General features: G+C 60.9%; 26 protein-coding genes and 2 tRNA genes. 18 read left to right on the plus strand and 10 right to left on the minus strand.

The window, feature by feature from the left end:
* The first annotated feature begins 60 nt into the window (after positions 1-60).
* The 4 genes from trxB (at position 61) to E3O11_RS08210 (ending at position 3834) form a co-directional block, all read left to right on the plus strand.
* Entirely contained in the window at positions 61-1023 is a 963-nt protein-coding gene (gene trxB / locus E3O11_RS08195) for a thioredoxin-disulfide reductase (protein ID WP_092448008.1), read from the plus strand.
* Between the two features lie 22 nt (positions 1024-1045).
* Complete coding sequence (trxA, locus tag E3O11_RS08200; protein WP_092448009.1) at positions 1046-1369, plus strand: thioredoxin; 324 nt, start codon at positions 1046-1048, stop codon at positions 1367-1369.
* Between the two features lie 101 nt (positions 1370-1470).
* Entirely contained in the window at positions 1471-2835 is a 1365-nt protein-coding gene (locus E3O11_RS08205; RefSeq protein ID WP_233195408.1) for an aminotransferase-like domain-containing protein, read from the plus strand.
* 42 nt (positions 2836-2877) lie between these two features.
* On the plus strand, positions 2878-3834 hold the full coding sequence (locus E3O11_RS08210; protein WP_092448010.1) for a D-alanine--D-alanine ligase family protein: 957 nt from the start codon (positions 2878-2880) through the stop codon (positions 3832-3834).
* A 691-nt stretch (positions 3835-4525) separates the two neighbouring features.
* Here the strand turns inward: E3O11_RS08210 and E3O11_RS08215 are convergent.
* The 8 genes from E3O11_RS08215 to rpmH form a co-directional block, all read right to left on the minus strand.
* Entirely contained in the window at positions 4526-5476 is a 951-nt protein-coding gene (locus E3O11_RS08215) for a ParB/RepB/Spo0J family partition protein (protein ID WP_092448011.1), read from the minus strand.
* Positions 5476-6447 (minus strand): ParA family protein, encoded by a 972-nt coding sequence (locus E3O11_RS08220; protein WP_174775284.1) that lies wholly within the window; start codon positions 6445-6447, stop codon positions 5476-5478. The genes E3O11_RS08215 and E3O11_RS08220 overlap by 1 nt, the downstream gene beginning before the upstream one ends.
* A gap of 76 nt (positions 6448-6523) precedes the next feature.
* The gene (rsmG, locus tag E3O11_RS08225) at positions 6524-7219 is read right to left on the minus strand and encodes a 16S rRNA (guanine(527)-N(7))-methyltransferase RsmG (protein ID WP_092448012.1); all 696 of its coding nucleotides are present in this window, start codon (positions 7217-7219) and stop codon (positions 6524-6526) included.
* 12 nt (positions 7220-7231) lie between these two features.
* The gene (locus E3O11_RS08230; protein WP_233195422.1) at positions 7232-7708 is read right to left on the minus strand and encodes a Jag family protein; all 477 of its coding nucleotides are present in this window, start codon (positions 7706-7708) and stop codon (positions 7232-7234) included.
* 164 nt (positions 7709-7872) lie between these two features.
* Positions 7873-8856: a membrane protein insertase YidC gene (gene yidC, locus E3O11_RS08235; RefSeq protein ID WP_092448013.1), complete on the minus strand. Its 984-nt coding sequence runs from the start codon at positions 8854-8856 to the stop codon at positions 7873-7875.
* Positions 8857-8864: 8 nt separating this feature from the next.
* Positions 8865-9176 (minus strand): membrane protein insertion efficiency factor YidD, encoded by a 312-nt coding sequence (gene yidD, locus E3O11_RS08240; RefSeq protein ID WP_092448014.1) that lies wholly within the window; start codon positions 9174-9176, stop codon positions 8865-8867.
* A complete protein-coding gene (rnpA, locus tag E3O11_RS08245) occupies positions 9173-9559 on the minus strand; it encodes a ribonuclease P protein component (RefSeq protein WP_092448015.1) in 387 nt (128 codons plus the stop codon). The genes yidD and rnpA overlap by 4 nt, the downstream gene beginning before the upstream one ends.
* A gap of 23 nt (positions 9560-9582) precedes the next feature.
* The gene (gene rpmH, locus E3O11_RS08250; RefSeq protein ID WP_010204566.1) at positions 9583-9720 is read right to left on the minus strand and encodes a 50S ribosomal protein L34; all 138 of its coding nucleotides are present in this window, start codon (positions 9718-9720) and stop codon (positions 9583-9585) included.
* Between the two features lie 420 nt (positions 9721-10140).
* On the opposite strand from rpmH, the gene dnaA reads away from it, so the two are divergent.
* The 9 genes from dnaA to E3O11_RS08295 all read left to right on the plus strand — a co-directional run bounded on the left by dnaA (position 10141) and on the right by E3O11_RS08295 (position 20417).
* Positions 10141-11559: a chromosomal replication initiator protein DnaA gene (gene dnaA / locus E3O11_RS08255; RefSeq protein ID WP_092448016.1), complete on the plus strand. Its 1419-nt coding sequence runs from the start codon at positions 10141-10143 to the stop codon at positions 11557-11559.
* Between the two features lie 438 nt (positions 11560-11997).
* The gene (gene dnaN, locus E3O11_RS08260) at positions 11998-13146 is read left to right on the plus strand and encodes a DNA polymerase III subunit beta (protein WP_092448017.1); all 1149 of its coding nucleotides are present in this window, start codon (positions 11998-12000) and stop codon (positions 13144-13146) included.
* A 5-nt stretch (positions 13147-13151) separates the two neighbouring features.
* Positions 13152-14321, plus strand: coding sequence for a DNA replication/repair protein RecF (gene recF / locus E3O11_RS08265; protein WP_092448018.1), 1170 nt, complete (start codon positions 13152-13154; stop codon positions 14319-14321).
* Positions 14314-14853, plus strand: a complete 540-nt coding sequence (locus E3O11_RS08270) for a DciA family protein (protein ID WP_092448019.1) — start codon at positions 14314-14316, stop codon at positions 14851-14853. Before recF ends, E3O11_RS08270 begins: the two co-directional genes overlap by 8 nt.
* A 121-nt stretch (positions 14854-14974) precedes the next feature.
* A complete protein-coding gene (gene gyrB / locus E3O11_RS08275) occupies positions 14975-16993 on the plus strand; it encodes a DNA topoisomerase (ATP-hydrolyzing) subunit B (RefSeq protein ID WP_092448020.1) in 2019 nt (672 codons plus the stop codon).
* Positions 16994-17045: 52 nt separating this feature from the next.
* Positions 17046-19673 (plus strand): DNA gyrase subunit A, encoded by a 2628-nt coding sequence (gene gyrA, locus E3O11_RS08280; RefSeq protein ID WP_241991056.1) that lies wholly within the window; start codon positions 17046-17048, stop codon positions 19671-19673.
* A complete protein-coding gene (locus E3O11_RS08285; protein ID WP_092448022.1) occupies positions 19666-20070 on the plus strand; it encodes a DUF3566 domain-containing protein in 405 nt (134 codons plus the stop codon). Before gyrA ends, E3O11_RS08285 begins: the two co-directional genes overlap by 8 nt.
* Positions 20071-20219: 149 nt before the next feature.
* A tRNA-Ile gene (locus tag E3O11_RS08290) sits at positions 20220-20293 on the plus strand.
* A 51-nt stretch (positions 20294-20344) separates the two neighbouring features.
* Positions 20345-20417, plus strand: a tRNA-Ala gene (locus E3O11_RS08295).
* Between the two features lie 181 nt (positions 20418-20598).
* Here the strand turns inward: E3O11_RS08295 and E3O11_RS08300 are convergent.
* The gene (locus E3O11_RS08300; RefSeq protein WP_092448023.1) at positions 20599-21126 is read right to left on the minus strand and encodes a hypothetical protein; all 528 of its coding nucleotides are present in this window, start codon (positions 21124-21126) and stop codon (positions 20599-20601) included.
* A 179-nt stretch (positions 21127-21305) separates the two neighbouring features.
* Here E3O11_RS08300 and E3O11_RS08305 point away from each other — a divergent pair, with 179 nt between their 5' ends.
* Positions 21306-21845 (plus strand): peptidylprolyl isomerase, encoded by a 540-nt coding sequence (locus tag E3O11_RS08305; protein ID WP_092448024.1) that lies wholly within the window; start codon positions 21306-21308, stop codon positions 21843-21845.
* A 162-nt stretch (positions 21846-22007) separates the two neighbouring features.
* A complete protein-coding gene (locus E3O11_RS08310; RefSeq protein WP_307725677.1) occupies positions 22008-22709 on the plus strand; it encodes a rhomboid family intramembrane serine protease in 702 nt (233 codons plus the stop codon).
* 152 nt (positions 22710-22861) lie between these two features.
* Here E3O11_RS08310 and E3O11_RS08315 read toward each other — a convergent pair whose 3' ends face one another.
* Entirely contained in the window at positions 22862-23107 is a 246-nt protein-coding gene (locus E3O11_RS08315; RefSeq protein ID WP_092448026.1) for a cell division protein CrgA, read from the minus strand.
* An 80-nt stretch (positions 23108-23187) separates the two neighbouring features.
* On the opposite strand from E3O11_RS08315, the gene E3O11_RS08320 reads away from it, so the two are divergent.
* Genes E3O11_RS08320 through E3O11_RS08325 form a run of 3 tightly spaced genes read left to right on the plus strand, consistent with a single transcriptional unit; the run spans position 23188 to position 24851 of the window.
* The gene (locus E3O11_RS08320) at positions 23188-24045 is read left to right on the plus strand and encodes a class E sortase (RefSeq protein WP_092448027.1); all 858 of its coding nucleotides are present in this window, start codon (positions 23188-23190) and stop codon (positions 24043-24045) included.
* Between the two features lie 9 nt (positions 24046-24054).
* Positions 24055-24216, plus strand: a complete 162-nt coding sequence (locus E3O11_RS17585) for a hypothetical protein (protein ID WP_166787529.1) — start codon at positions 24055-24057, stop codon at positions 24214-24216.
* The gene (locus E3O11_RS08325) at positions 24213-24851 is read left to right on the plus strand and encodes an anthranilate synthase component II (protein WP_092448028.1); all 639 of its coding nucleotides are present in this window, start codon (positions 24213-24215) and stop codon (positions 24849-24851) included. Before E3O11_RS17585 ends, E3O11_RS08325 begins: the two co-directional genes overlap by 4 nt.
* Positions 24852-24884 lie beyond the last annotated feature (33 nt).

Below are 24884 nucleotides of genomic sequence, written 5' to 3' on the forward strand. Positions count from 1 at the left end.
GTATCGAAATGTGAGGCGGGATATTGCCCGTTTCGCCCCCCCACTGCAAGGAGCGTGCGCGTGCGTCAGATCATCATCATCGGTTCAGGACCGGCCGGTTATACCGCGGCGATCTATGCCGCCAGAGCCAACCTCAAACCGCTTCTGATCGCCAGCTCCGTTGAGGCCGGCGGCGAATTGATGAACACAACCGATGTTGAAAACTTCCCGGGTTTCCCGGAGGGCGTGCAGGGCCCTGATTTGATGACCAAGATGCAGGAACAGGCCGAACGGTTCGGCACCGAGGTCGTCTATGACGACGTCGAGTCGGTCGACCTGTCCGGCCCGATCAAGACGGTCACCCTCGGCAATGGCGATGTTGAGCAGGCGCTCACGGTCATTTTCGCTACCGGTTCCGCCTACCGCAAGCTCGGCCTCAGCGACGAAGAGCGTCTGTCCGGGCGCGGCGTCTCCTGGTGTGCTACCTGCGACGGCTTCTTCTTCAAGGGCAAGGAAATCGCCGTCATCGGCGGCGGCGACTCGGCCATGGAAGAAGCAACGTTCCTGACCCGGTTCGCCTCCAAGGTGCACGTCATCCACCGCAAGGGTGAGTTGCGCGCCTCCAAGATAATGCAGGAGCGTGCCTTCGCCAACGACAAGATCGAGTTCATCTGGAACTCCGAAGTCGTCGGCATCACGGGCGCAGAGGCCGTCGATGGCCTGACCCTGCGCGATACCGTCTCCGGTACCGAGACCAGCCTCCCGGTCGGCGGCGTGTTCGTGGCGATCGGCAACGACCCGCGCACCCACCTCGTGCACAAGCAGCTTGACCTCACCCCCGAGGGCACCATCGCTGTCGCCGGCCGGTCGTCACTGACCAGCCAGCCGGGCGTGTTCGCGGCCGGTGATGTCATCGACTCCAGCTACCGGCAGGCCATCACCGCAGCCGGCTCCGGCTGCGCGGCCGCTCTCGATGCCGAGCACTACCTCAGCACACTTTCCCAGAACCTGCTGGCCTCGGCCAGCGAACCCGAGCTCGTTTAATTTACCCAAGAAGGAGATACACATGACTGCACGCGCTGTAACAGAGGCCAACTTCGACCAGGAAGTCATTAACAACGAGAAGACCGTGCTGGTGGACTTCTGGGCCGAGTGGTGTGGCCCCTGCCGCGCCGTCAGCCCGATCCTCGACCAGATCGCGGCCGAGAACTCGGACAAGATCGACATCGTCAAGCTCAACGTCGACGAGCACCCGGCCCTGGCCGCCAAGTACCAGATCACCTCCATCCCCGCGATGAAGGTTTTCCAGAAGGGCGAGGTGGTCAAGACCGTCATCGGCGCCAAGCCGAAGCCCCAGCTGGAGAAGGACCTGGCCGATTATCTGGTCTAACTGTTCACCGCACCACCCGACCCGCCCGGTTTCGACCGGGCGGGTTTTTTTGTGCCCGGTGCCACCCCATACGATGAAGTGAACAGCAGAACGGATGTGACGTGACAAATCAGGGTTCCACTGACGTCAGCGCTGTGCAGTCAAGTACTGTACAGGCCGGAAACAACCTCGACCCGTGGTACCACCACTACGCCGAACGAGCCGCGGGCCTGAAGGCCTCTGAGGTCCGTGCTCTCTTCGCCGTGGCCTCCCGCCCCGAAGTGGTGTCGTTGGCCGGCGGCATGCCGTACGTTGCGGCACTGCCCGAGGACCTTGTCATCAACGCCATGGACCGGGTCATGCGCGAGAAGGGTGCCACAGCCTTGCAATATGGCTCTGGTCAGGGAATTCCCTTATTGCGCGAGCAGATTCTCGACGTCATGGCGCTCGAAGGAATCAAGGCCAACGCCGATGATGTCGTCGTGACAACCGGCTCCCAGCACGCCCTCGAACTGGTCAGCAAACTGTTTCTCGACCCCGGAGATGTCGTCATCTCCGAGGGCCCGAGCTACGTCACCGCCATGGTGATCTTCAAGTCTTACCAGGCCGAGGTCGACCACGTTCCGATGGACGAAAACGGCCTCATCCCGGCCGCGCTGATCGAGCACATCGCTGCCCTCAAGGCAGCCGGGCGCAGGATCAAGTTTTTGTACACGATCCCAAGCTTTCACAACCCGGCCGGGGTCACCCTCAGCTGGGAACGCCGTCTGGAAATTCTCGAGATCTGCCGGTCGAACAACATCCTGGTCCTCGAGGACAATCCATACGGCCTGCTCTATTTCGACAAGCCAGCCCCGGATGCGATCCGCTCGCTCGAGCGCGACGGCGTCGTCTACCTGGGTACCTTCTCGAAAACCCTCGCCCCCGGCTTCCGGGTCGGCTGGGCGCTCGCTCCACACGCGATCCGCGAGAAACTCGTGCTCGCCAACGAAGCCGCCGTGCTCTCCCCCAGCTCGTTCACGCAGATGGTCATCTCGGAATACCTCTCCACGGCCGATTGGAAGGGCCAGATCAACACCTTCCGCGGCGTGTACCACGAGCGCAAGAACGCCATGCTCTCGGCGCTCGACGAATACCTTCCCGACCTCACCTGGACCGACCCCACCGGCGGCTTCTACGTCTGGGTCACCCTGCCCGAACAGCTCGATTCGAAAGCCATGCTGCCCCGCGCGGTGAAGGAACTAGTGGCCTACACGCCCGGAACAGCCTTCTACGGCAACGGTGATGGTCGCCAGAACATGCGGCTTGCCTTCTGTTATCCCACGCCGGACAACATTCGGGTCGGTATCCGTCGTCTCGCCACGGTGATTCGCGGCGAACTCGACCTGCTCGACACTTTCGCCGGAACGGGCGCGCTCGGCGCAGCACCCGACCGGCCCGGAGCCAGGAATCAGCGCTTCGCTGGCCCGCCAGCCAATATCTCCTAAATTCGCCACCTTACCCGTATGCAGCTAGGAAAAGTCCTGATCATGAGCGAATTCATCCCCCTGAACATCACCATCCTGGCCGGTGGCATCTCGCACGAGCGCGACGTTTCGCTCCGCTCAGGCCGGAGGGTAGCGGATGCCCTCACCGACGAAGGTCACACGGTGACGGTGCTCGACCCCGGAGCCAACCTGCTCACGACCCTCACCGAACAAGCTCCCGACCTCATCTGGCCTACCCTGCATGGCGCCACCGGCGAGGATGGCGCCCTGCTCTCCCTGCTCGAAACAACCGGGATTCCTTTTCTCGGCTCCCGCGGCCCGGCCGCAGCCCTCGCCTGGAACAAGGCCACCGCCAAAGAACTCGTGCTGCGCGCCGGCTTTGCCACTCCCCCGGCCATAGCGCTCTCGACCGAGACCTTTCGGGATCTCGGCGCCACGAGCGTTCTCGAGCATCTGGTCAGCGCGATCGGCCTGCCCCTGGTTGTGAAACCAGCACAGGGCGGCTCCTCGCAGGGCGTCACGATCGTGCGCACGCCCGCTGATCTGCCCCGCGCCATGGTCGAGGCGTACACCTACGCCGATACCGCCCTGGTAGAGGCATACGTGGACGGCACCGAGGTCACCGTGGCTGTGATCGAGTCCGGCGACGGCCCCACCGCACTGCCTATCGTGGAAATCGTGCCAGTCGACGGCGTTTACAGCTTTGAGGCACGCTACAACGCAGGCGAAACGGACTTTTACACCCCCGCTCGCCTCGCCGACGCGGTCTCGGCAGCCGTCTCCGACACCGCAGTGGCAATTCACACCCTGCTCGGCCTGCGCCACCTGAGCCGAGTCGACCTCATCGTCGACGCAGCGGGCACCCCCTGGTTCCTCGAGGCCAATGTTTTCCCCGGTCTGACCGAGACGTCCCTAGTGCCCCAGGCCATCGAGGCCGCCAAGCAGACCCTTGGCGCCACCTACTCGACCCTGGCCACCCACGCCCGCGCCGCCCAATAACCTCTCTCTCCTGCGTTTCACGTGAAACATCGCGGCACCACCTTCCCCTGATTGTTTAGCTGAGGGCGATGGCGGTCTCGGAAGGCTCGACCAACGGGATGGGCATTCGTGTACCTTCAGTCTGACCAGCCTGCGGAACCGAGGCCACACTCCCGTGCAACCACCGTTGTCGAGCTTGCCGAGATCGCCAGGCAGCAGTTTGACCGTGCCTACCGAATTCCCGAACACACACACGACACGCAAGGCATCGGCCATGTTTCACGTGAAACTCCAGTGACCACCTTGGCGCAGGTTCATTCCCCGAAAGTGCAGGCGGAATCAGGTCATGCACGGGGTGCGAGTTCTCGGTATTTGCGGCAAGTCTCTGCACGCTTTTCGTGAAGACTCTCCGCAAAGGCTGAATGCTCCAGCTGAAGCGCGCGTTACCGTACACCGCAGACCAGGCCGCCTTCATCGCAAAAATGCCTTTGCACAGCCATGACTTGATGTGATGTGATGTGATGTTGTTTCACGTGAAACACCACAACGGGATTCCCCAAACAACTCACGCGAGGACGATGGCGGTCTCACCAGGCTCGACCAACGAAAATCCCTCTCCCAACAGGTTGCTCGCGCGATGCCGATGGCGATCGCGGTGGCGGCAAAATTGACCAACGGATTGGGTACGTTTCACGTGAAACGTCGGTACGAGCTAGCTGGCGCTGAAGCCAGGCTCTCCCAAAACGGTCAGAATGCGATTCAGATCACCGATTGTCGCGAAATCTACTGTGATCTGGCCTTTTCGTGCGCCCAGATTAATCTTGACCCGGGTGTCGAGACGATCTCCGAGGTGTTCGGCGATCTCATCGAGGTGTCCCTGGCGCCGACCAGGCAACGGCTTCACAACAATTTTCCTGGGACCAGCCGACGCTGCCGCCTCCGCCGCACGAACCGACAGGTCCTCCTCAATAATTTTGTCGGCCAAGCGCAGCATGCCGGCGGGGTCCCCGACCGAGAGAATGGCGCGAGCGTGACCCGCCGATAGCACCCCCGCTGCGACACGCAACTGAACCGGTTCCGGTAGTTTGAGCAGTCGCAACGTGTTGGTGATCTGCGGACGCGAGCGCCCGATCCGGCTAGCCAATTCTTCCTGGGTAATGCCAAAATCCGCGAGCAACTGCTGATAAGCGGATGCTTCCTCGAGCGGATTCAGCTGCGCACGGTGCAGGTTCTCCAGGAGTGCGTCGCGCAGCATGTCCACGTCCGCAGTGTCGCGAACGACGGCCGGGATAATATCCAGCCCAACTTCCTTGGTGGCGCGCAACCGGCGCTCACCCATGACGAGTTCATACTTGCCGGGCTCGTCGGGCAACGGGCGCACCACAATGGGCTGCAGCACCCCGACTTCGCGAATGCTGTGCACGAGTTCGGCGAGGTCATCCTCATCGAAGATGGTGCGCGGCTGGGCCCGGTTGGGAACGATATCCTGCGGGTTGAGGTGCGCGAGGCGCGCTCCGGGCACGGGAATCAGCGCGGGGGAGGCATCCGCTTCAACGGTCACGGCGCGGGGAAAGAAGACGTCGACCGGGCGCGGAGCCGAAGCGTCATCCTGCACCGGAATGAGTGCACCAATACCGCGGCCAAGCCCGGTTCTCTTTGCCATCAGTATTGCTCTCTCTTGTGGGGCTTTTCGTTCGATTGGGGCTGATCTGCGCTTCTCGGTGCCCCCCGATGGGCCATTTCTGCTGCTGCTTCGAGATAGGAGAGCGATCCTGCCGAGTTCAGGTCGTAGCTGACGACGCTCTGACCGTAGCTCGGGGCCTCAGAAACCCGCACAGAGCGCGGAATTGCCGTATTAAGGACCTCTTTGGGGAAGTGATCGCGCACTTCCTTGGCTACCTGGGTCGCCAGATTGGTACGGCTGTCGTACATGGTCAGGAGAATCGTCGACACGACCAGATCCGGGTTGAGGTGTTTCTCGATCAGCTTGATGTTTTTGAGCAGCTGGCTCAGCCCCTCGAGCGCGTAGTACTCACACTGAATGGGAATGAGCACTTCTCGCGCCGCGACAAACGCATTGATCGTCAGCAGTCCCAGGGACGGCGGGCAGTCAATGAAGACATAGTCGTACGGCTCAGTCATTTCGGCGAGGTACAGGTCGAGCGCACGACGCAGGCGCTGTTCGCGCGCAACCAGGGAGACCAGTTCAATCTCGGCACCGGCCAGATGAATCGTAGCCGGAACGCAGAACAGAGCACCGAATTCGGGGCTCTTCTGCACGACCTCGATCATGGGCATGTCGTTAATGATGACGTCGTAAACGCTGGGCGTTTCGGCTCGGTGCTCAACACCAAGGGCGGTTGAAGCATTTCCCTGCGGATCAAGATCGATGACCAACACCCGGGCTCCCTGACGCGCGAGGGCCGCGGCAAGGTTGACAGCGGTCGTGGTCTTGCCAACCCCGCCCTTCTGATTGGAGATGGTCAGGACCCGGGTTTTCTCGGGTTTGGGCAGTTCGCCGGCAGCAATGACCTGGCGCCGGCGGGTCAGCTCAGCAATTTCGCGGGCGAGTGGCGGTGCAGCGTCGATCCCGGCCGCCTTGGCAACGCGCTGATCTTCAGCAGGATGTTTCACGTGAAACCTTTACGTTCGACGGTTGATGAGCCACCCGAAAGGGACCCCCGAACACCAATTCTTGCGGCATTCGGGACTAGTCCACTGTAGCCCGGATGACCCGGGTTACCTCCGGCAGCACGCCAGCACCAAGGGTAATGACCTCGACATCGCGCAGGCCGTACTTGCGAATGGCCTTCGCGGCGGCTTCAATTTCGCGCTGGGCACCCTCACCCTTCATGAGGATGAGCTCCCCGCCTGAGCGAACCAGGGGAGCGGTCAGTGGGATCAGCTTACCGAGAGCGCTCACGGCTCGTGCCGTGACCTGATCAAGCGGATGCTTCAGGCGCGCTTCCTCCGCACGCGCCCGCACTACAGTGACATTCTTCAAGCCGAGCACCGCCACCTGGTCGTTCAGCCAGGCGACTCGCCGTTCCATCGGTTCGATCAGAACGAAGTTCACGTCGGGGCGAGCGATGGCCAGAACGAGGCCGGGGAGGCCGGAGCCGGAGCCAACGTCGCCCACAAGGCCGGGGCGCAGCAGGGGCGCTACGATCGCGCAATTAAGAATGTGACGCGACCACAACCGGGGGAGTTCCAGCGGGCCGATCAAGCCCAGTATTTCTCCCTGATCAGCCAAATTACCCGTAAAAGCTCGGACCAGGTCGAGTTGGGCTCCGAACAAGTTCGCAGCTTCCGCCGGTTCCTTCTCGAGTTCAACGAGCTCAGGATCGGCAGTTCCCGGTGCGAGGGGTTCGGGCACGCGCACTCCCGGTGTGGCTGACTCCGACATAACGGCCGGAATCTACGCTGCGGTAATGACGGTATGGCGATCGCGGCCCTCGCCGGACGACTCGGATCGGTATCCGCTCGCCGACACGATGTCGTGCACAAGTTTGCGCTCGTAAGAGGACATGGCCGGCAGGTCGGCCTCGGTCGCGCCGGCTTCGATGCGGGCAATGGCACGGGCAACGAGCGCCGCCAGCTCAGCTTCACGAGCCTCGCGAGATCCGCCGATGTCGAGAATGAGACGGGAGAATGATCCCGTCTTGTTCTGCACCGCGAGGCGGGTCAGCTCCTGCAGCGCATTGACTGTTTCTGGCTTGGACAACACCCGCAGGTTGTCCGCGTCGGATGCCTTGACCGAGAGGTAGGCCCGACCATTCCGAGCATCAATGTCGATGTCTCCATCGAGGTCGCAGATATCAAGGAATTCCTCGATATAGTCCGCAGCGATGTCGCCCTCACGTTCGAGTTGATCGGTCGTGAGGGGAGTCTCGATGCTCGCGACGGAACCCGTTTCTGGAACGTCGGGGGACGGATCCGTTGCAGCAATACCACTGGGGAGCGCCGCGCTGTCGCCTTCGACAGCAGCGGCCGCCGTGATATCGACCTCAGCGTTGTTGACCTCGGTCAGGTCGATCTTTTCCGTCACGGTGATCTCCACTACTTTTTCGGGCCGGTTTGCTTCTTAGCGCGGGCCTTGCCGACCGGCTGCTGACGCTGTACCGGCTTGGCGGGCTCCTCAACCACAATGATGTCACCATCGGTCGCGATGAGCTTGCCCTTGCGGGCCATGCGCTCTTCGCGAGCTTTGGCGGCCTCACTGCCGGGCGTCGGCATGTTTCGGATCACCAGGAACTGCTGAATCATGGTCCAGAAGTTGGAGGTGAGCCAGTAGAACATGACGCCGAGCGGGAACGCGACACCGGAGAAAGCGAAGACAAGGGGGAGCAGGTAGAGCATGATGCGCTGCTGCTTGAACATGGGGCTCGCCTTGGTTTCCGGCGACATGTTCTTGGAGACGATCTGCAGCTGCGTGATGAACTGCGACGCGGTCATCAGCACGACCATGGTGGCCGCGATAATCATGACGGTGCCGTTGAAGGGGTCACCGGCCGTCCACAGCGACCACTGGGAGGCGAAGGTGTCGTGCAGGGGTGCATTTCCAAAGAGCGTGGCATTGCCGAAGCTCTCGGCGAGGCTCTGATTGAGCGGTCCGACGCCGGCCTTGGCGCGCTGGGCGTCGTTGAGCACCGAGAACAGTGCGAAGAAGATTGGCATCTGCAGCAACAGCGGCAGGCAGGAGCTCAGCGGGTTGGTACCCGTCTTCTTGTACATGGCCATGGTCTCGCGGGACATTGCCTCACGCGAGAACTGGTCCTTCTTGCCCTTGTACTTGTCCTGGATCTTCTTCAGTTGTGGGGCGACCTCGAGCATCTTGCGCTGGCTCTTGATCTGCCGCACGAAGATGGGGATGAGGGCGGCACGCACGACGAGAACGAGGCCGACGATGGACAGCACCCACGTGAGACCGTCGTCGTAGCCCAGTCCCGCGATTCCGATCTGGGAAAACAGCCAGTGGAAGGCTACGAGCAGCAGCTCGACCACCCATTTCAGAGGCCAGAGGATCGTACCTATGAGGTCCATACTGTGGGTTAGCCCTTTCCGTGGCTGGGTGCAACGACAAAACCGAACGACGTCAAACGAAAGCGACGCGTGCTTTTGAGAGGTACATCATCGATGCCGCCTTCAGACCACGGATGACAATGGCTCAGTCTCCGTGCAGCGAGGACGCTTCCCCACGCTAGTCCGTGTTCCTGAACGGCCCCCAGTGCGTAGGCCGAGCAAGACGGGTAAAACCGGCACACATCCCCGTAGAGGGGAGAAATCACGGCGCGATACACGCGAAGAATCAGCACGCCCACATTGCGCGGGAGCAGAATAATCGTCGCGAGTACGGGGGTCATCGGCCCGGGCTGCTTTTTCGCATCGGGAGGGGGCGAGACAGGGAACGTTGAACCTCGTCGTGCAGCGTCTGCCACGCGGCATCGCGCGCCGCAGGCAAAGCACGGATGACGACATCCGTTCCCGGCGTCACCGCGGGGAGCAGCTCGAACGTGACCGCCTTGAGGCGGCGGCGAACGAGATTGCGCCTCACGGCGTCACCCACATTCTTAGCGACGATGAATCCGAAGCGAACCGGGCCGACAGCATCCGTTTGAGCGGATCCGGGCCGACCGTCACTTTTGCGTATGTACAAAACGGTGTGCGCACCAACGATCCGCACACCGCGCCGAACGACGCCCTGGTAATCACTGCCGCTCGTGATGCGATTTACGTGAGCGAGCACGAGAACCTGGCGACCACGAGAACTTACGCGGAGAGTTCGGTGCGACCCTTGCGACGGCGAGCACCGAGAATGGCGCGGCCCGCACGGGTACGCATGCGCAGGCGGAAGCCGTGCACCTTGGCGCGACGGCGGTTGTTCGGCTGGAAGGTTCTCTTGCTCATAGTTCAATCTCCACGTATTTGAATCACCGCTGGCCAATTTCCCCTCGGCCAGAACAGCGGCGCGCACAGAAGTTGGAAGCCCGCGGGATGGGGTCAACTGATTAAAACTACGGCCTCGGTAACGTCTGGTCAAACTCAGCGCCCGAATCGAGTGATTCTCCACAATAATGACTCCAACGCAGAAACCGAACGTTCGGGCGCAGGAACTGCAAAATTAGCCTCCACGACCGGGATTGACTACCGTAAAGACAAGTTATCCACAGGATGGTGCCCTAAACCTGAGAATTCCACCGGTTTTATACACAAGCGGTGGATAACTTTGATCCAGTCCTGACGAACGTACCGGTACCACCCGAACGAAGGCGCGCCGGTCTTCACAGTTGAACAGAGTTATTTCGAACCACACAGATTGTAGGAACCATGGCAGACGTTGAAGCGCCGATAGCCGAAACCTGGCGGTCCGTTCTGACCTCCCTGGAGTCCGACGCCACGATTACGCCCATGCTCTACGGCTTTCTCAGTCTGGTCGAGCCGAAAGGTATCGCCGCTGGCACCTTCTATCTTGAGGTACCCAACGAGTTCACGGCCAGCATGCTCAATCAGCGGATGCGGGTTCCTCTGCTCACCGCAATGGGTCAGCTCGACGAGGCCACCGCGGTGTCGACGTTTTACGTCGTCGTGAATCCCGAACTCGAGCAGGAGTCGTTGCGCCCGGTTCAGCAGACGATGACCCCGCCCGACGTCATTACGCCGGCACCGCCGCAATCGGTGTTCGAGAGTGCTGCCCCCGCGGGGCCACACGAGACGCGACTCAACCCCAAATACAGTTTTGACAATTTCGTCATCGGGCAATCCAACCGCTTTGCTCACGCGGCCGCTGTTGCCGTGGCTGAAGCGCCGGCCAAGGCCTACAACCCGCTCTTCATTTACGGGTCGTCCGGGCTGGGCAAGACCCACCTTTTGCACGCGATCGGCCACTACGCCATGAGCCTGTATCCGGGCATCCGGGTACGTTATGTCAGTTCCGAAGAGTTCACCAACGATTTCATCAATTCCATCGCCAACAACCGTGGCTCGGCCTTTCAGGCTCGGTACCGCAATATCGACATTCTGATGATTGACGACATCCAATTTCTGCAGAACAAGGCGGAGACCCAGGAAGCCTTCTTCCATACCTTCAACACCCTGCACGACCACAACAAGCAGGTGGTCATCACGAGTGACCTGCCGCCGAAACACCTCACCGGTTTTGAAGACCGAATGCGCAGCCGCTTCGAGTGGGGTTTGATAACAGATGTCCAGGCTCCCGACCTCGAGACGCGCATCGCCATTCTGCGCAAAAAGGCCCAGAGCGAGAAGCTGCAGGTGCCCCACGACATTCTGGAGTTCATGGCGTCGAAGGTATCGTCCAACATTCGCGAACTGGAGGGAACACTGATTCGGGTCACTGCCTTCGCAAGTTTGAACAAGACTCCGGTTGACATGGACCTCGTTCAAACGGTGTTGAAGGACCTCATCACCCTGGACGAAGACAACGTCATTGCTCCAGTCGACATCATCACCAACACGGCTAATTACTTCAAGCTCTCGGTCGATGACCTGTACGGGTCGAGTCGCTCGCAGGCCATCGCCACGGCCCGCCAAATCGCCATGTACCTGTGTCGTGAGCTCACGAATCTGTCGCTGCCCAAGATTGGGCAGCTGTTCGGCAATCGGGACCATACAACAGTGATGTACGCCAATAAGAAGATCAGTGAGCTCATGAAGGAGCGACGGTCGATCTACAATCAGGTCACTGAACTAACCAACCGCATCAAGCAGGATCACCGGTACAAGTAAGCGCCAACGGCAAAATTTTCGGCCCCTCACGGCAAGCTCAGCTGAGTTTGACCCGGAGGGGTTGAATTTTTTTTAGTTTTCACACCTGTGGATAACCCTGTGGAATTAACTCACACAACCGGTCGTCGCCTGTAGAAACTCGGAGCTTCCCTGTAGAAACTTGTAATTACCAAGAGTTGCGCTTGCGCAAACGAATGACAAACTTCCACAGGTCGCCCACAAGTTACAAACGTGTAGTTCTCAGTACCTCAGCCGTTTTCACAGAGTTATCCACAGTTTCCACAACGGTTAAGAAGATTAACAAAAATTCTTTAACCAGATCTAGCCGACAACCTTGACTGCCGAAGCCACCGATGGGCCCCGGTACCGAACCGGACGGTGAAGCCAGCTAGCATTGAGGCCCAACCATCCGCTTTCGCAACGCTAAGGAATGACATCGTGAGATTTCAGGCAAATCGGGATGTCTTCAGCGAAGCAGTTTCCTTCGCCGTAAAACTTCTACCCCAGCGAACGACCCTGCCAATCCTCAGCGGTGTGCTCATCGAAGCCACGGCAACGGGCCTGATACTCTCGTCCTTCGACTACGAAGTCTCCGCCCAGACCGAGATCATCGCCGAAGTTGAAGAAACCGGCAAAATACTCGTCTCCGGACGTCTTCTGGCCGAGATCGCCAGCCGCCTGCCCAACGCGCCAGTACGTTTTTCCACGGAAAATTCCCGGATCAAGGTCAGTTGTGGTTCGGCGAGCTTCACCTTGCTGTCTATGCCGGTTGAGGAATATCCCAGCATTCCGCAGGTGAGCACCCAGTCCGGTCTGGTGCCCGCCGAAGAATTTGCCGCCGCAGTAGCCCAGGTGGCCGTCGCCGCTTCCCGTGATGATGTCACGCCCGTCATCACGGGCGTGCAGCTGGAAATAACCGAAAACAGCCTGAGCCTCGTTGCCACCGACCGTTACCGTGTGGCCGTTCGCGAAATCGACTGGGACCACGGAAGCAACACCACCGAGGGAACGATTACGGCCCTGGTGCCGGCTCGAACCCTGCAGGAAGTCGGCAAGACCTTCGGCCACAGCGGAACCATTTCGGTGTCGATCACCAACAATGACGACCGCGAACTGATTGCCTTCACCGCCAACAAGAAAACCGTCACATCACTGCTGATCAAAGGCAACTTTCCTCCGGTGCGTCGGTTGTTCCCCGAAACGGTCGACAACTACGCGGTCATGAACACAGCCGAGCTGATCGAGGCAACGCGCCGCGTGCAGCTCGTGCTTGAGCGTGAAGCAGCCCTGCGTTTCACCTTCGCCGCTGACGGAGTCACCCTGGAAGCGGTCGGTTCCGAACAGGCCCAGGCCTCGGAGACCATCGACGCGATTCTCTCCGGGACCGAGACGATCGTGTCGCTCAAGCCGCAGTTCCTCCTCGACGGACTCAGCGCAGTGCACTCGGAATTCGTGCGCATCTCATTTACGAAGACGGAAAACCCGAATAAGCCCGGTCCCGTTCTGATTACCAGCCAGACGTCGCGCGAGCAGGCCGGAGCGGACAGCTACAAGTACCTGCTCCAGCCCAACCTGCTGCTGCGCTAACGACGGTGCGGGTCACCCACCTCTCGCTCACCGACTTTCGCAACTACGCGACGGCCGAGGTTTCATTCAACGCCGGGCCTAACCTCATCGTCGGACGTAATGGTCAAGGAAAAACGAACCTGGTCGAAGCCCTTGGTTTTCTCAGTACGCTCGGCTCGCATCGGGTCTCGACCGATAAGGCCATGATTCGGGCTGGGCAGGACGCCGGAATCATCCGGGCGCGACTCGAGTACAACGGTCGTGACATCTTGGCCGAGGTACAACTCAACCGCACCGGACAGAATCGAGCGCAGGTCAATCGCTCGGTGATCAAGACCCGTGACCTGCCCCGTTATTTCTCCAGTGTGGTGTTCGCCCCGGAGGACCTCGCGCTCGTGCGCGGAGATCCCTCTGGTCGGCGTAAGTTTCTCGATCAACTTTTGGTGTTGCGGACCCCGCGGCTGGCCGCGGTTCTCAGCGATTACGACCGCGTGCTCAAACAGCGCAATACCCTGCTCAAGTCGGCGCGCTCTTCCGGTCTCCGCGGAAATCAGCTGTCCACCCTCGATATCTGGGACGAACGACTCGTCGAGTTCGGCTCAGAAATTATCGACGAGCGGGCCAAACTCGTGTATCTGCTCGGAGATCCTTTGCGCGCGGCCTATCGGGCCGTTGTGAATGAAGACCATGGGCCTGCCTTGGTGGCAAGTTTGAGCATTCTCGGCGCCGATGAAGACGTCGACGGGGCTGCGCTCGGCGGCATCGGCTCGGCGGCCGGACCGGGTTCGGTGGAATCCTCCACCACTGAGATCTTTCGTACCGCCATGGTAGGACTCCGCAAACGTGAACTCGAACGCGGTATAACCCTCGCTGGCCCGCACCGGGACGACCTCGTCTTCATGCTCAACGAGCTGCCGGCCAAGGGCTACGCGAGTCATGGGGAATCGTGGTCGTTCGCGCTGTCGCTGAAATTGGCATCCGCTCAGCTATTACGCCAGGATTCAGCGAGCGGGGATCCAGTGCTGATTCTCGACGACGTATTCGCAGAGCTGGATTTGGACCGCCGAGCCCGACTGGCCGCGGCGATCGGGTCTTTTGAGCAGGTTCTGATCACGGCCGCCGTACTGGAAGACGTTCCCCAGGCGCTGGTGGCGCACACCATCCACATTCACGCCGGCGCGGTCATCGATGGCTGACCAGAATGTTCCACGTGAAACACCAGAGAGCAGTGATTCACTGGAATCCAATGCCAGTGAAGCCAGCCAGGTTTACCTACGATTCAAGAGTATCTTTGGCGATCCGAACGCACGCCGTACCCGCGGACGCAAGCGCATCGCCCCGGCCGCCGGTTCGAGTGTGCCCTTTGGAATTGGACGCGATCCGCGTGGCCTCGGCGACACCATCAACTCGCTCACCATGCAACTCGGCTGGAATTCACCACTGGCTCAATCGGAACTGCTTGCTTCATGGATGCTGCTGGCCGGTGAAGAAACCGCCAAGCATTCCACCCCGGCGGGCATCGATGACGGCGTACTCACGGTGCACTGCGAGTCGACTGCCTGGGCGACACAGCTACGTCTAATGCGGAACGTCATCATGGAACACATCGCGACCCGCTACCCAGATGCCGGCATCCAATCGATTCGTTTCCAGGGGCCCAACGCCCCATCCTGGAAAAAGGGTCCCAGATCAATTCCAGGGCGTGGTCCACGCGATACCTACGGGTGATCCAGCAAATAAGGTCACCCCCTTGAACAAAAGGCGTCAAACGGCGATTATGGCCGGTTGGTCTCGCCTCATTTGGTAGACTGAATGGTCGCCCGTGCGATGGTCAGGAGCCTATTTTCAGATGACAGTTGAACCGACGCCCGAACGCACGTCCCCAGATATATCCCCAATAGTGGCGGAGCGGGAGCCGGAGCACGAATACGGTGCAGACGATATCCAGGTCCTCGAGGGGCTGGAAGCCGTTCGAAAGCGACCCGGTATGTATATCGGATCCACCGGACCGCGCGGACTGCACCACCTGGTCTATGAGATCGTTGACAACTCCGTCGACGAAGCCCTGGCGGGGCACTGCGACACGATTGATATTCGCATTCTGGCCGACGGCGCTATTCGCGTCGAAGACAACGGTCGCGGAATCCCCGTCGACATTCACAAGGCAGAGGGCCGTTCGACCGTTGAGGTTGTCCTGACTGTGCTGCACGCCGGTGGAAAGTTCGGCGGCGGCGGTTATTCCGTTTCCGGTGGACTGCACGGTGTCGGCAGCTCCGTGGTGAACGCCCTGTCGAGCCGCCTCGAGGTCGAGGTTCGTCGCCAGGGATTCATTTGGCGCCAGAGTTTCGCCAACGGTGTCCCCAACGCTCCCCTGGAACAGGGCGAAGCGAACGACGAAACCGGCACCACCATTACCTTCTGGCCGAGCGCTGAGACCTTCGAGACGATCGATTTCGATTACGAAACGCTGCGCGCTCGTTTTCAGCAGATGGGTTTTTTGAACAAGGGCCTGCGTCTCACCCTCACCGACGAGCGTGAAGCCCACCGCGATGACGACGGCACGGTCGTTAGTAACACCTTCAAGTACGATCAGGGACTCGTCGACTACGTCGAGTACCTCAACCGTGCCAAAAAGGCTGACCTCGTCAACGAAGAGATCATCTCGTTCGAGTGGGAAGACCACGAACGTAAGATGGCGCTGGAAGTGGCCATGCAATGGACCACGGCCTACACCGAGAGCGTGCACACCTACGCGAATACGATCAACACCCACGAGGGCGGCACACACGAAGAAGGTTTTCGCGCCGCGCTGACCACACTCGTGAACAAGTACGCCCGCGAAAAGGGCATCCTGAAAGAAAAGGATGACAACCTCACCGGCGATGACGTGCGTGAAGGATTGACCGCGGTCGTGTCGATCAAGCTCGCCGAACCGCAGTTCGAAGGCCAGACCAAGACCAAACTCGGCAACACCGAGGCGAAGTCGTTCGTACAAAAGGTCGCCAACGATCAGCTCACCGACTGGTTCAACCGCAACCCGAACCCGGCCCGCGAAATTATTCGTAAGTCCTTACAGGCATCGAACGCTCGTATGGCGGCCCGCAAAGCTCGGGAAACCGCTCGTCGCAAGGGACTGCTCGAGGGCGGCGGCATGCCGGGCAAACTCAAGGATTGCCAGAGCAAGGACCCCTCCTTGTCCGAGATCTTCATCGTCGAGGGCGATTCCGCCGGCGGCTCCGCCGTTCAGGGGCGCAACCCGGAGTTCCAGGCGATCTTGCCGCTGCGCGGCAAGATCCTCAACGTCGAAAAGGCTCGCCTCGACCGTGCCCTCGGTAACGCAGAGGTTCAGGCCATGATCACGGCCTTCGGTGCTGGGATGGGCGAAGAATTCAACCCGGACAAGGTTCGGTACCACAAGATCGTGTTAATGGCCGACGCCGATGTCGACGGCCAGCACATCACGACCCTGCTGCTGACACTGCTGTTCCGATACATGCGTCCGCTGATCGACCTCGGCTACGTCTATCTGGCCCAGCCGCCGCTGTACCGGCTCAAGTGGACCAACTCGCCGCACGAATACGTGTACTCCGATGCCGAGCGCGACGCCCTCCTTGCCGATGGCGCGGCCTCGGGCAAGCGGATCCCGAAGGACAACGGCATTCAGCGCTACAAGGGCCTCGGCGAGATGGACTACAAGGAGCTGTGGGAAACCACGATGGCTCCTGAATCCCGCACCCTGCTGCAGGTCACCCTGGATGATGCGGCATCCGCCGACGAAATCTTCTCCACCCTGATGGGTGAAGACGTCGAATCCCGACGCAACTTCATCCAGAAAAACGCGAAGGACGTGCGTTTCCTTGACATCTGATGACACCACGGGCAACTCCGACTCGAATACGCCCGAAGCAGTGACCCCTGAACTGAGTGCAGCGAACGCGGCTGCGGCGGCGGCCCACCTCGTGCAGCACGGCAAGATCGACCAGGTCGACCTGCAGCTGGAAATGCAGCGCTCCTACCTCGACTACGCGATGAGCGTCATCGTCGGGCGTGCGCTGCCTGACGTGCGCGACGGTATGAAGCCGGTGCACCGTCGGGTGATCTACGCCATGTTCGACGGCGGCTACCGCCCGGATAAGGCGTTCTCCAAGTGCGCCCGCGTCGTCGGTGACGTGATGGGACAGTTCCACCCTCACGGTGACTCGTCGATCTACGACGCGCTCGTGCGTCTGGTTCAGCCGTGGAGTCTGCGGTATCCGCTCGCCCTGGGCCAGGGAAACTTCGGTTCCCCCGGCAATGACGGCGCAGCAGCCCCGCGGTACACCGAAACCAAGATGGCGCCGCTCGCCCTCGAAATGGTGCGCGACATCGACGAAGACACCGTCGATTTTCAGGACAACTACGATGGCCGCACGCTCGAGCCGACCGTGCTGCCGGCCCGCTTTCCGAACCTGCTGGTCAACGGCTCGGTCGGAATCGCCGTCGGTATGGCCACCAATATTCCGCCGCACAACCTGCGCGAGGTCGCCGCCGGCGCCCAGTGGTACCTTGACAACCCCGACGCCACCCGCGACGAGCTGCTCGAAGCGCTGATTTCGCGCATCAAGGGACCTGATTTTCCTACCGGCGCTCAAATCCTCGGCACCAAGGGTATTCAGGACGCCTACCGCACCGGGCGTGGTTCGATCACGATGCGTGCCGTGGTCAGCATCGAAGAGTTGCAGGGTCGCACCTGCCTCGTAATTACCGAGCTGCCCTACCAGGTGAACCCCGACAACCTCGCGATCAAGATCGCCGATCTGGTCAAGGACGCCAAAGTAGCCGGCATCGCCGACATTCGGGATGAGACGTCTGGTCGCACCGGCCAGCGCCTCGTTATCGTGCTCAAGCGCGACGCCGTCGCGAAGGTTGTGCTGAACAACCTTTACAAGCACACTCAGCTGCAGGAAAATTTCGGCGCCAATATGCTGGCCATCGTCGACGGCGTGCCGCGCACGCTCGCCCTCGACGGTTTTATCTCGGCTTGGGTCGCGCACCAGATCGAGGTCATCGTTCGGCGCACCCAATTCCGCTTGAACAAGGCCGAAGCGGATGCCCACATTCTGCGCGGCTATCTCAAGGCGCTGGACGCTCTCGATGAGGTTATCGCTCTCATTCGTCGGTCGAATACGGTCGACGACGCTCGCGAAGGCCTGATGGCTCTGCTCGACGTGGACAAGCTTCAGGCCGACGCGATTCTCACCATGCAGTTGCGCCGCCTGGCAGCCCTCGAGCGCCAGAAGATTATCGACCAGGCCGCCGAACTCGAAGTGCAGATCGCCGAATTCAAGTCGATCTTGGCCAGCCCCGAGCGTCAGCGCACGATCATCAGCGAAGAACTCGCCGAGATCACCGCGAAGTTCGGTGACGACCGCCGCACCGAAATCATGTTCGGTTTCGACGGCGATATGTCGATCGAGGATCTCATCCCCGAAGAGGAGATGGTGGTCACCGTCACCCGCGGCGGCTACATCAAGCGCACCCGGAGCGATAACTACCGCAACCAGCACCGAGGTGGCAAGGGCGTCAAGGGCGCTCAACTGCGCGCCGACGACGTGGTCGAACACTTCTTCGTGACCACGACACACCACTGGCTGTTGTTCTTCACCAACACCGGTCGGGTCTACCGGGCCAAGGCGTACGAGGCGCAGGAATCCGGTCGCGATGCCAAGGGCCAGCACGTTGCCAACCTGCTCGCGCTGCAGCCGGGCGAGGAAATCGCACAGATTCTCGACATTCGTGACTACGGGGTTGCCCAATATCTGACCCTCGCCACTCGCGATGGACTGATCAAGAAGACCGCGCTTAGTGAATACGACACTAACCGCACCGGCGGCATCATCGCGATCAAGCTGCGTGAGGGCGACGAGCTCGTCTCTGCCCTGCTGGTCGAAGATGATTCCGACCTGCTGCTGGTATCCCGCAAGGGCATGTCGATTCGCTTCACCGCCACCGACGAAGCGCTGCGCCCGATGGGTCGCAGTACGTCCGGCGTGATCGGAATGCACTTCCGCGGTGAGGATACGCTGCTGGACGCATCCGTTATCAATGATGACGGCTACGTCTTCGTCGTCACCGAGGGGGGCTACGCCAAGCGCACCGCGGCAGACCAGTATCGGCTGCAGAATCGTGGCGGCCTGGGCATTAAGGTGGCCAAGCTCAACGACGATCGCGGCGATCTGGTCGGCTCGTTGATCGTGAATCCCGAGGACGAGGTCCTTGTGGTACTTGCCAGTGGCAAGGTGGTACGCTCTGACGTCGCCGAGGTTCCGGCCAAGGGTCGGGACACAATGGGTGTTGTTTTCGCAAAGTTTGCGAATGAAGACAGAATCATTTCCATCGCGAAAAACATTGAACGTAATCTGGTCGCCACGGATGAAAAAACCGATGAAATCACCGACGAAGAAGATGTGACGGATGCCGATCTACCAGCTGGTGCGGTCGACAGCAGTGCTGCAGACGGCGCTGTTCCTCACGCGGATTCAGGGAAAGTAGAGACACCGAATGAGTAGCGTCGCCGAAAAGCTCGCCAAGAAGTCCACTCGTAAGACCACAAGCAAGCAGGTTCGACTCAAACTGGTCTACGTCGACTTCTGGTCGAGCGTGAAACTGTCGTTCTTGGTGGCGGTGTGCCTGGCGATCGTCACCATCGTCGCTACCTTCCTCACCTACACCGTGCTCGTGCAGACCGAGGTACTGACCAGTGTCGATGAGCTGTACGCCACCGTGGCGGGAGAATCGGCCGACCTGGCCGCCATTCTCTCGATCGGCAACGTTATGGGCTTCGCGGTCGTTGTGGCCGTGCTGAACCTGGTCGTGATCACCGCACTCGGCGCCATCTATGCCGTTCTGTACAACCTGAGCGTCAAAATTACCGGCGGTCTGCTCGTCGGCTTCACCAACAACTAAGCTGCAGTCAAGCCTTTGTAGGCACGATCGAGGGCTGTTTCTCCGCGGAAATAGCCCTCACGCCCGAATTTGGGTAAATCCGCCGCACCGCGGCGTGACTCGATTTCAGGTTCCGGCCAGATTCCGATAGTCTTCAATCTGCCCAACAGGGGGATATAGCTCAGTTGGTTAGAGCGCTTCACTGATAATGAAGAGGTCCCAGGTTCAAATCCCGGTATCCCCACGCAGCACCAGATTCATCAGTTCTCACTCGCTATAAATAGGGTGAGAAAGCGGGGCCATAGCTCAATTGGTAGAGCGCCTGCTTTGCAAGCAGGAGGTCCGGGGTTCGATTCCCCGTGGCTCCACAATTCAAGGCTCGTCTACGGATGGGCCTTTTCTTGTACTTCCGGGGATTTTTCCCTACCAGGACTGGGCATTCGCTTAGCCGGCGTCGCGGCGGCGGTCACTGCGGGCCGCTACGGCCGTTAACGCGGCAGGGCCCGCATCCACTGGATGCGGGCCCTGCAAGCGGGTGGTGCTGCGGCGCTAGTCTTCCTGCGACGTGGCCGGTTCAGCCTCGTCATCGGCAACCCAGAGCTCGTCGTCGGCGCGGAACGTCTGCCAGACGGCGTAGGCGACGCCTGCAGCGGCGACGACGGCCAGACCGAGGGCGAAGTACGTTCCCGCCCCCACGCCCTTAGGTTCGACCACGACGGGCTTCTGTAAGCGGATGCGGCCCAGCGCGGCCCGCACGCGGGCGTCGCGCGCGACGTCGCCGACCGACAAAACCGTGCCGATGGCGGTACCGATGCCGGGAAGGACATCGTTCACCACGCGGCGTCGAACGCCGTCGGCGGCTTCCTGGGTGGCGTTCACGCCCGGGCGAACGTAGTGGTCGTAGCTCTCGCGAACGCGCGGAGCAACTTCTTCACGGGCGAGGACGCCGGCCTGGTGACCGGCCTGGCGAGCCAGCACGTTAGCGCGCTCCAATACCTCTTGTTGGTGGCTCCATAGTTCGTCTGCGCTTTTGCGCAGCCGAGTGAGTTCCTTGCGGCGCTTGCGTGACAGGCTCATCTGGACCCTCCATCGATGTCGTGTGTGGCGAATGTGTGTCTATCTTGCCACTGAGTGCCCATCTTGCCACTGAAACCTTGGCGCGCAATCGATGTCTTGCCAGCGAATGCACTGGGAACGCACCGGAAGCACACGGGGTCGAGCAGGGTGGGCGACGGTTGCTGTGCAAGAATCGGTGTATGTCTAAGCACACCGCTGTCGCCACCCTGAACACCACACTCGGACCGATCAAGGTCAATCTCTTCGGTAATCACGCGCCGAAGACGGTCAAGAACTTCGTCGGCCTCGCGACCGGCGAGATCGAGTGGAAGCACCCCGCCACGGGCGTCGCCTCCACCACGCCGCTTTACGACGGCACCGTTTTTCACCGCATTATCAAGGACTTCATGATCCAGGCCGGCGACCCGCTCGGCCAGGGTACCGGCGGTCCTGGCTACCAGTTCGACGATGAAATCAGCCCCGACCTCGACTTCACCCAGCCCTACGTGCTCGCAATGGCGAACGCGGGAATCCAGGGTGGTCACGGAACCAACGGCTCGCAGTTCTTCATCACCGTCGTGCCGACCACCTGGCTGCAGGGCAAGCACACCATCTTCGGTGCCGTTGAAGACGAGGACAGCCGCGCAATCGTCGCGAAGCTCGCGACCGTCGCCACCGATGGTCGCGACCGCCCGCTGGAAGACGTCATCATCCAGAGCGTCTCCGTCGAATCCGTCTAACCCGTATTTCAGACCAAAATGAGTGATCTGCCGGCCTCGGCGGCGAATTTTTGCTACCGCCATCCGGGGCGGCAGAGCTTCATTCTGTGTCAGCGCTGCGGGCGCACCATTTGCGCCGAGTGCCAGACCCAGGCTGCCGTGGGCGTTATCTGCCCCGAATGCATGAAACTGCAGCGCAAGAACGCACCCCGCATCAAACCCGCCGTGCTCACCCGGCTGACCGGGAGCGGTCAGCCCACGGTGACCTACGCGCTCATCGCGATTACCGTCCTCGTCTTCATCCTGCAATGGATCCCCGGTCTCGGGATCACCCAACGATTCGCCTACGCGCCAGCCCTCACCCTCATTGAGCCATGGCGCATGCTCACCAGTGTTTTTCTGCACTCGCAAGGTGGCCTGCCGTTTCACGTGCTGCTCAACATGTACGTGCTCTGGATCTTCGGTCCGATGCTCGAGGGGATGTTCGGCCGTGGTCGTTTCCTGGCGCTGTATCTGATCAGCGGTTTCGCCGGGTCGATCGGTGTTCTGTTGCTGGCTGCTCCCTACACCTACGTCGTCGGGGCATCAGGGGCCCTGTTCGGGCTCATGGGTGCCTTCCTGGTCATTCAGCGCGGTCTTGGCGGAAATTCGAAGCAGCTGCTGGTTCTGCTCGGCATCAACGTGGTCGTGAGCTTCATTCCGGGGATCGCCTGGCAGGCTCACTTCGGCGGCATAATCGGGGGCGCACTCATCGGGTTCGTTCTCATGCGTACCCGGCGACCGGCACAAAAGGGGCTGCAGATCGTCTTGATCGCGGGCGTCGCCGCTCTCCTCGTGGTGATCGGAGTCCTCAAAATTGTGAGCCTGCTCGCCCCGATCAGCTAACCACCCGGTGCACCGGGAAGTTATCCACAGGTCTATCCACATGGGGATAATTACACCGGTGTCATTACCCGCACTGCTGGATTCCGGCAGCCGGGCAGCATCCGCTTAATGACCGTTGCGTGGGCGGTTCGTGACTCGGCGGTGCGGCCGAACTAGCGCCAGCGCGTGGTCATCAGAAAGCCGATGAATGCGATTCCGAAGCCGACCAGAATATTCATGGCGCCGAGACCCGCGATGGGAAGCTGGCTGCCACTGACGTAAAACACGATGATCCAGGCCAGGCCGAGCAGCATAAAGCCGAACATGACCGGCTTGAACCAGACGGCGTTGGGCGCGTCCTCGTTCGAGCGGGCAACTTCGGTGCGGGCGGGCTTGGTGCGAGAATTCTTACGTGCCATGCTGCGATCCTAGCGTCTCCGCCTGTTTTCGTGGCTTTGACGCGGGGGCAGCGCACAACTCTGGTCAGTAGACTTGTTATATGTGTCCACAGGCAGACGATCGCACCGCGCCGGTGCCCGATGGGTCGGAGTCGCCCGGCGCTGGCACCAAACGTCGGCACCGCTCAAGTACAGCCCCGTCCGCCAAGGTCACACTCCTGGGCGTGCTCGGTGAACTACTGATCACGGCCAGTGCACTCGTGCTGCTATTTCTGGGCTGGCAGCTGTGGTGGAATGACATGATCATGGCCAATTCGCAGTCCTCGGCTGCGAGTGAGATCAGCCAGGACTGGATCGCCCAGGACACGTCGCCGACGTTCCCCGAAGCGACGGCTGATCCGACGGAACCGGACGCAGCCCGCGTAGCGGTGGACTACGGTGAGCCCGTCGTTGCCGCTGCACCCGGCAATGCTACGGCGTTCGCGGTTTTGTATGTGCCTCGTTTCGGTGCCGACTACCACCGCAGCATTGCCGAAGGCACCGGCCGTGACGTCTTGAACAGCAACCGTTTGGGCATCGGACATTACGCTGGCACTCAGATGCCCGGCGAAGTCGGAAACTTCGCGATTGCCGCGCACCGCAGCGCCTTCGGCGGTGGCATGCACCTGATCAACGAGCTGCAACTCGGCGACGCCATCTACGTGCAGACGGCCGACGGCTATTACACCTACCGGTACCGCGATACCGAGTACGTGGCACCGTCGCAGGTGCAGGTACTGGCATCCGTTCCCAACTATCCGGACGGAACCCCGGTCGACCGCATCATCACGCTCACCAGTTGCAATCCGCTGTACTCCACCGCAGAACGTATCATCGCCTACGGCGTGCTTGAGTCGTGGCAGCCACTTTCGGCCGGCGCTCCCACCGAGCTCGCACCGATCATCGCCGCTCAGGGCTAGGAGGCTCTTATGTACTCAGCACTGTGGCGTGTTCTACCCGGACCGATCTGGGTGCGCATCATTCTGGTCCTGATTTTGCTGGTGGCTGTACTGGCCGTGCTGGCCACCTGGGTGTATCCGTGGATCGATGGAATTCTGAGCAGCGAGGAAGCGACGGTAGACGGCCCATGACCCGAATTCTGGTTATCGATAATTATGACAGCTTCGTCTATACCCTCAACGGGTATCTGATGGAGCTCGGCGCGGACACCGACGTTGTGCGCAACGATTCCTTCGAGCAGACCGATGCAGCCGCTCGGATTGCCGACTACGACGGCGTGCTCGTTTCGCCGGGCCCCGGGAAGCCCTCAGACGCCGGTGTGTCCATCGCCGTCGTCGAGGCCGCGCTGGCGGCCAACCTGCCCCTGTTCGGCGTCTGCCTCGGCCATCAGGCCATCGCCGAGGCCTTCGGGGCCACGGTGACCAATGCTGAAGAACTCATGCATGGCAAAACCTCGCTCATCACGCATGACGGCAGCGATTTCTATGAGGGTGTGCCGCAACCGTTCACAGCAACGCGCTACCATTCCCTCGCCGTCGTTGCGTCGACCGTGCCGAGTGACCTGATCGTCACGTCGCGCACGCCGGGCGGGGTCATCATGGGATTGCGGCACCTAACCGCTCCTATTTTGGGCGTGCAGTTTCACCCGGAGTCGGTCCTGACCGAGGGCGGCTACCGGATGCTGGGCAACTGGCTCGCCCTGGCCGGCCTGTCGTCTGCCCAGGAGACCGCGAAGGGCCTGCACCCGCTGTTGCGCCTGAGCTAACTTCGCGCTTGGCTGTGGGTGGGAACCGGGCCC

This window comes from Cryobacterium levicorallinum (genome assembly GCF_004402405.1).
GTDB classification, from domain to species: domain Bacteria; phylum Actinomycetota; class Actinomycetes; order Actinomycetales; family Microbacteriaceae; genus Cryobacterium; species Cryobacterium levicorallinum.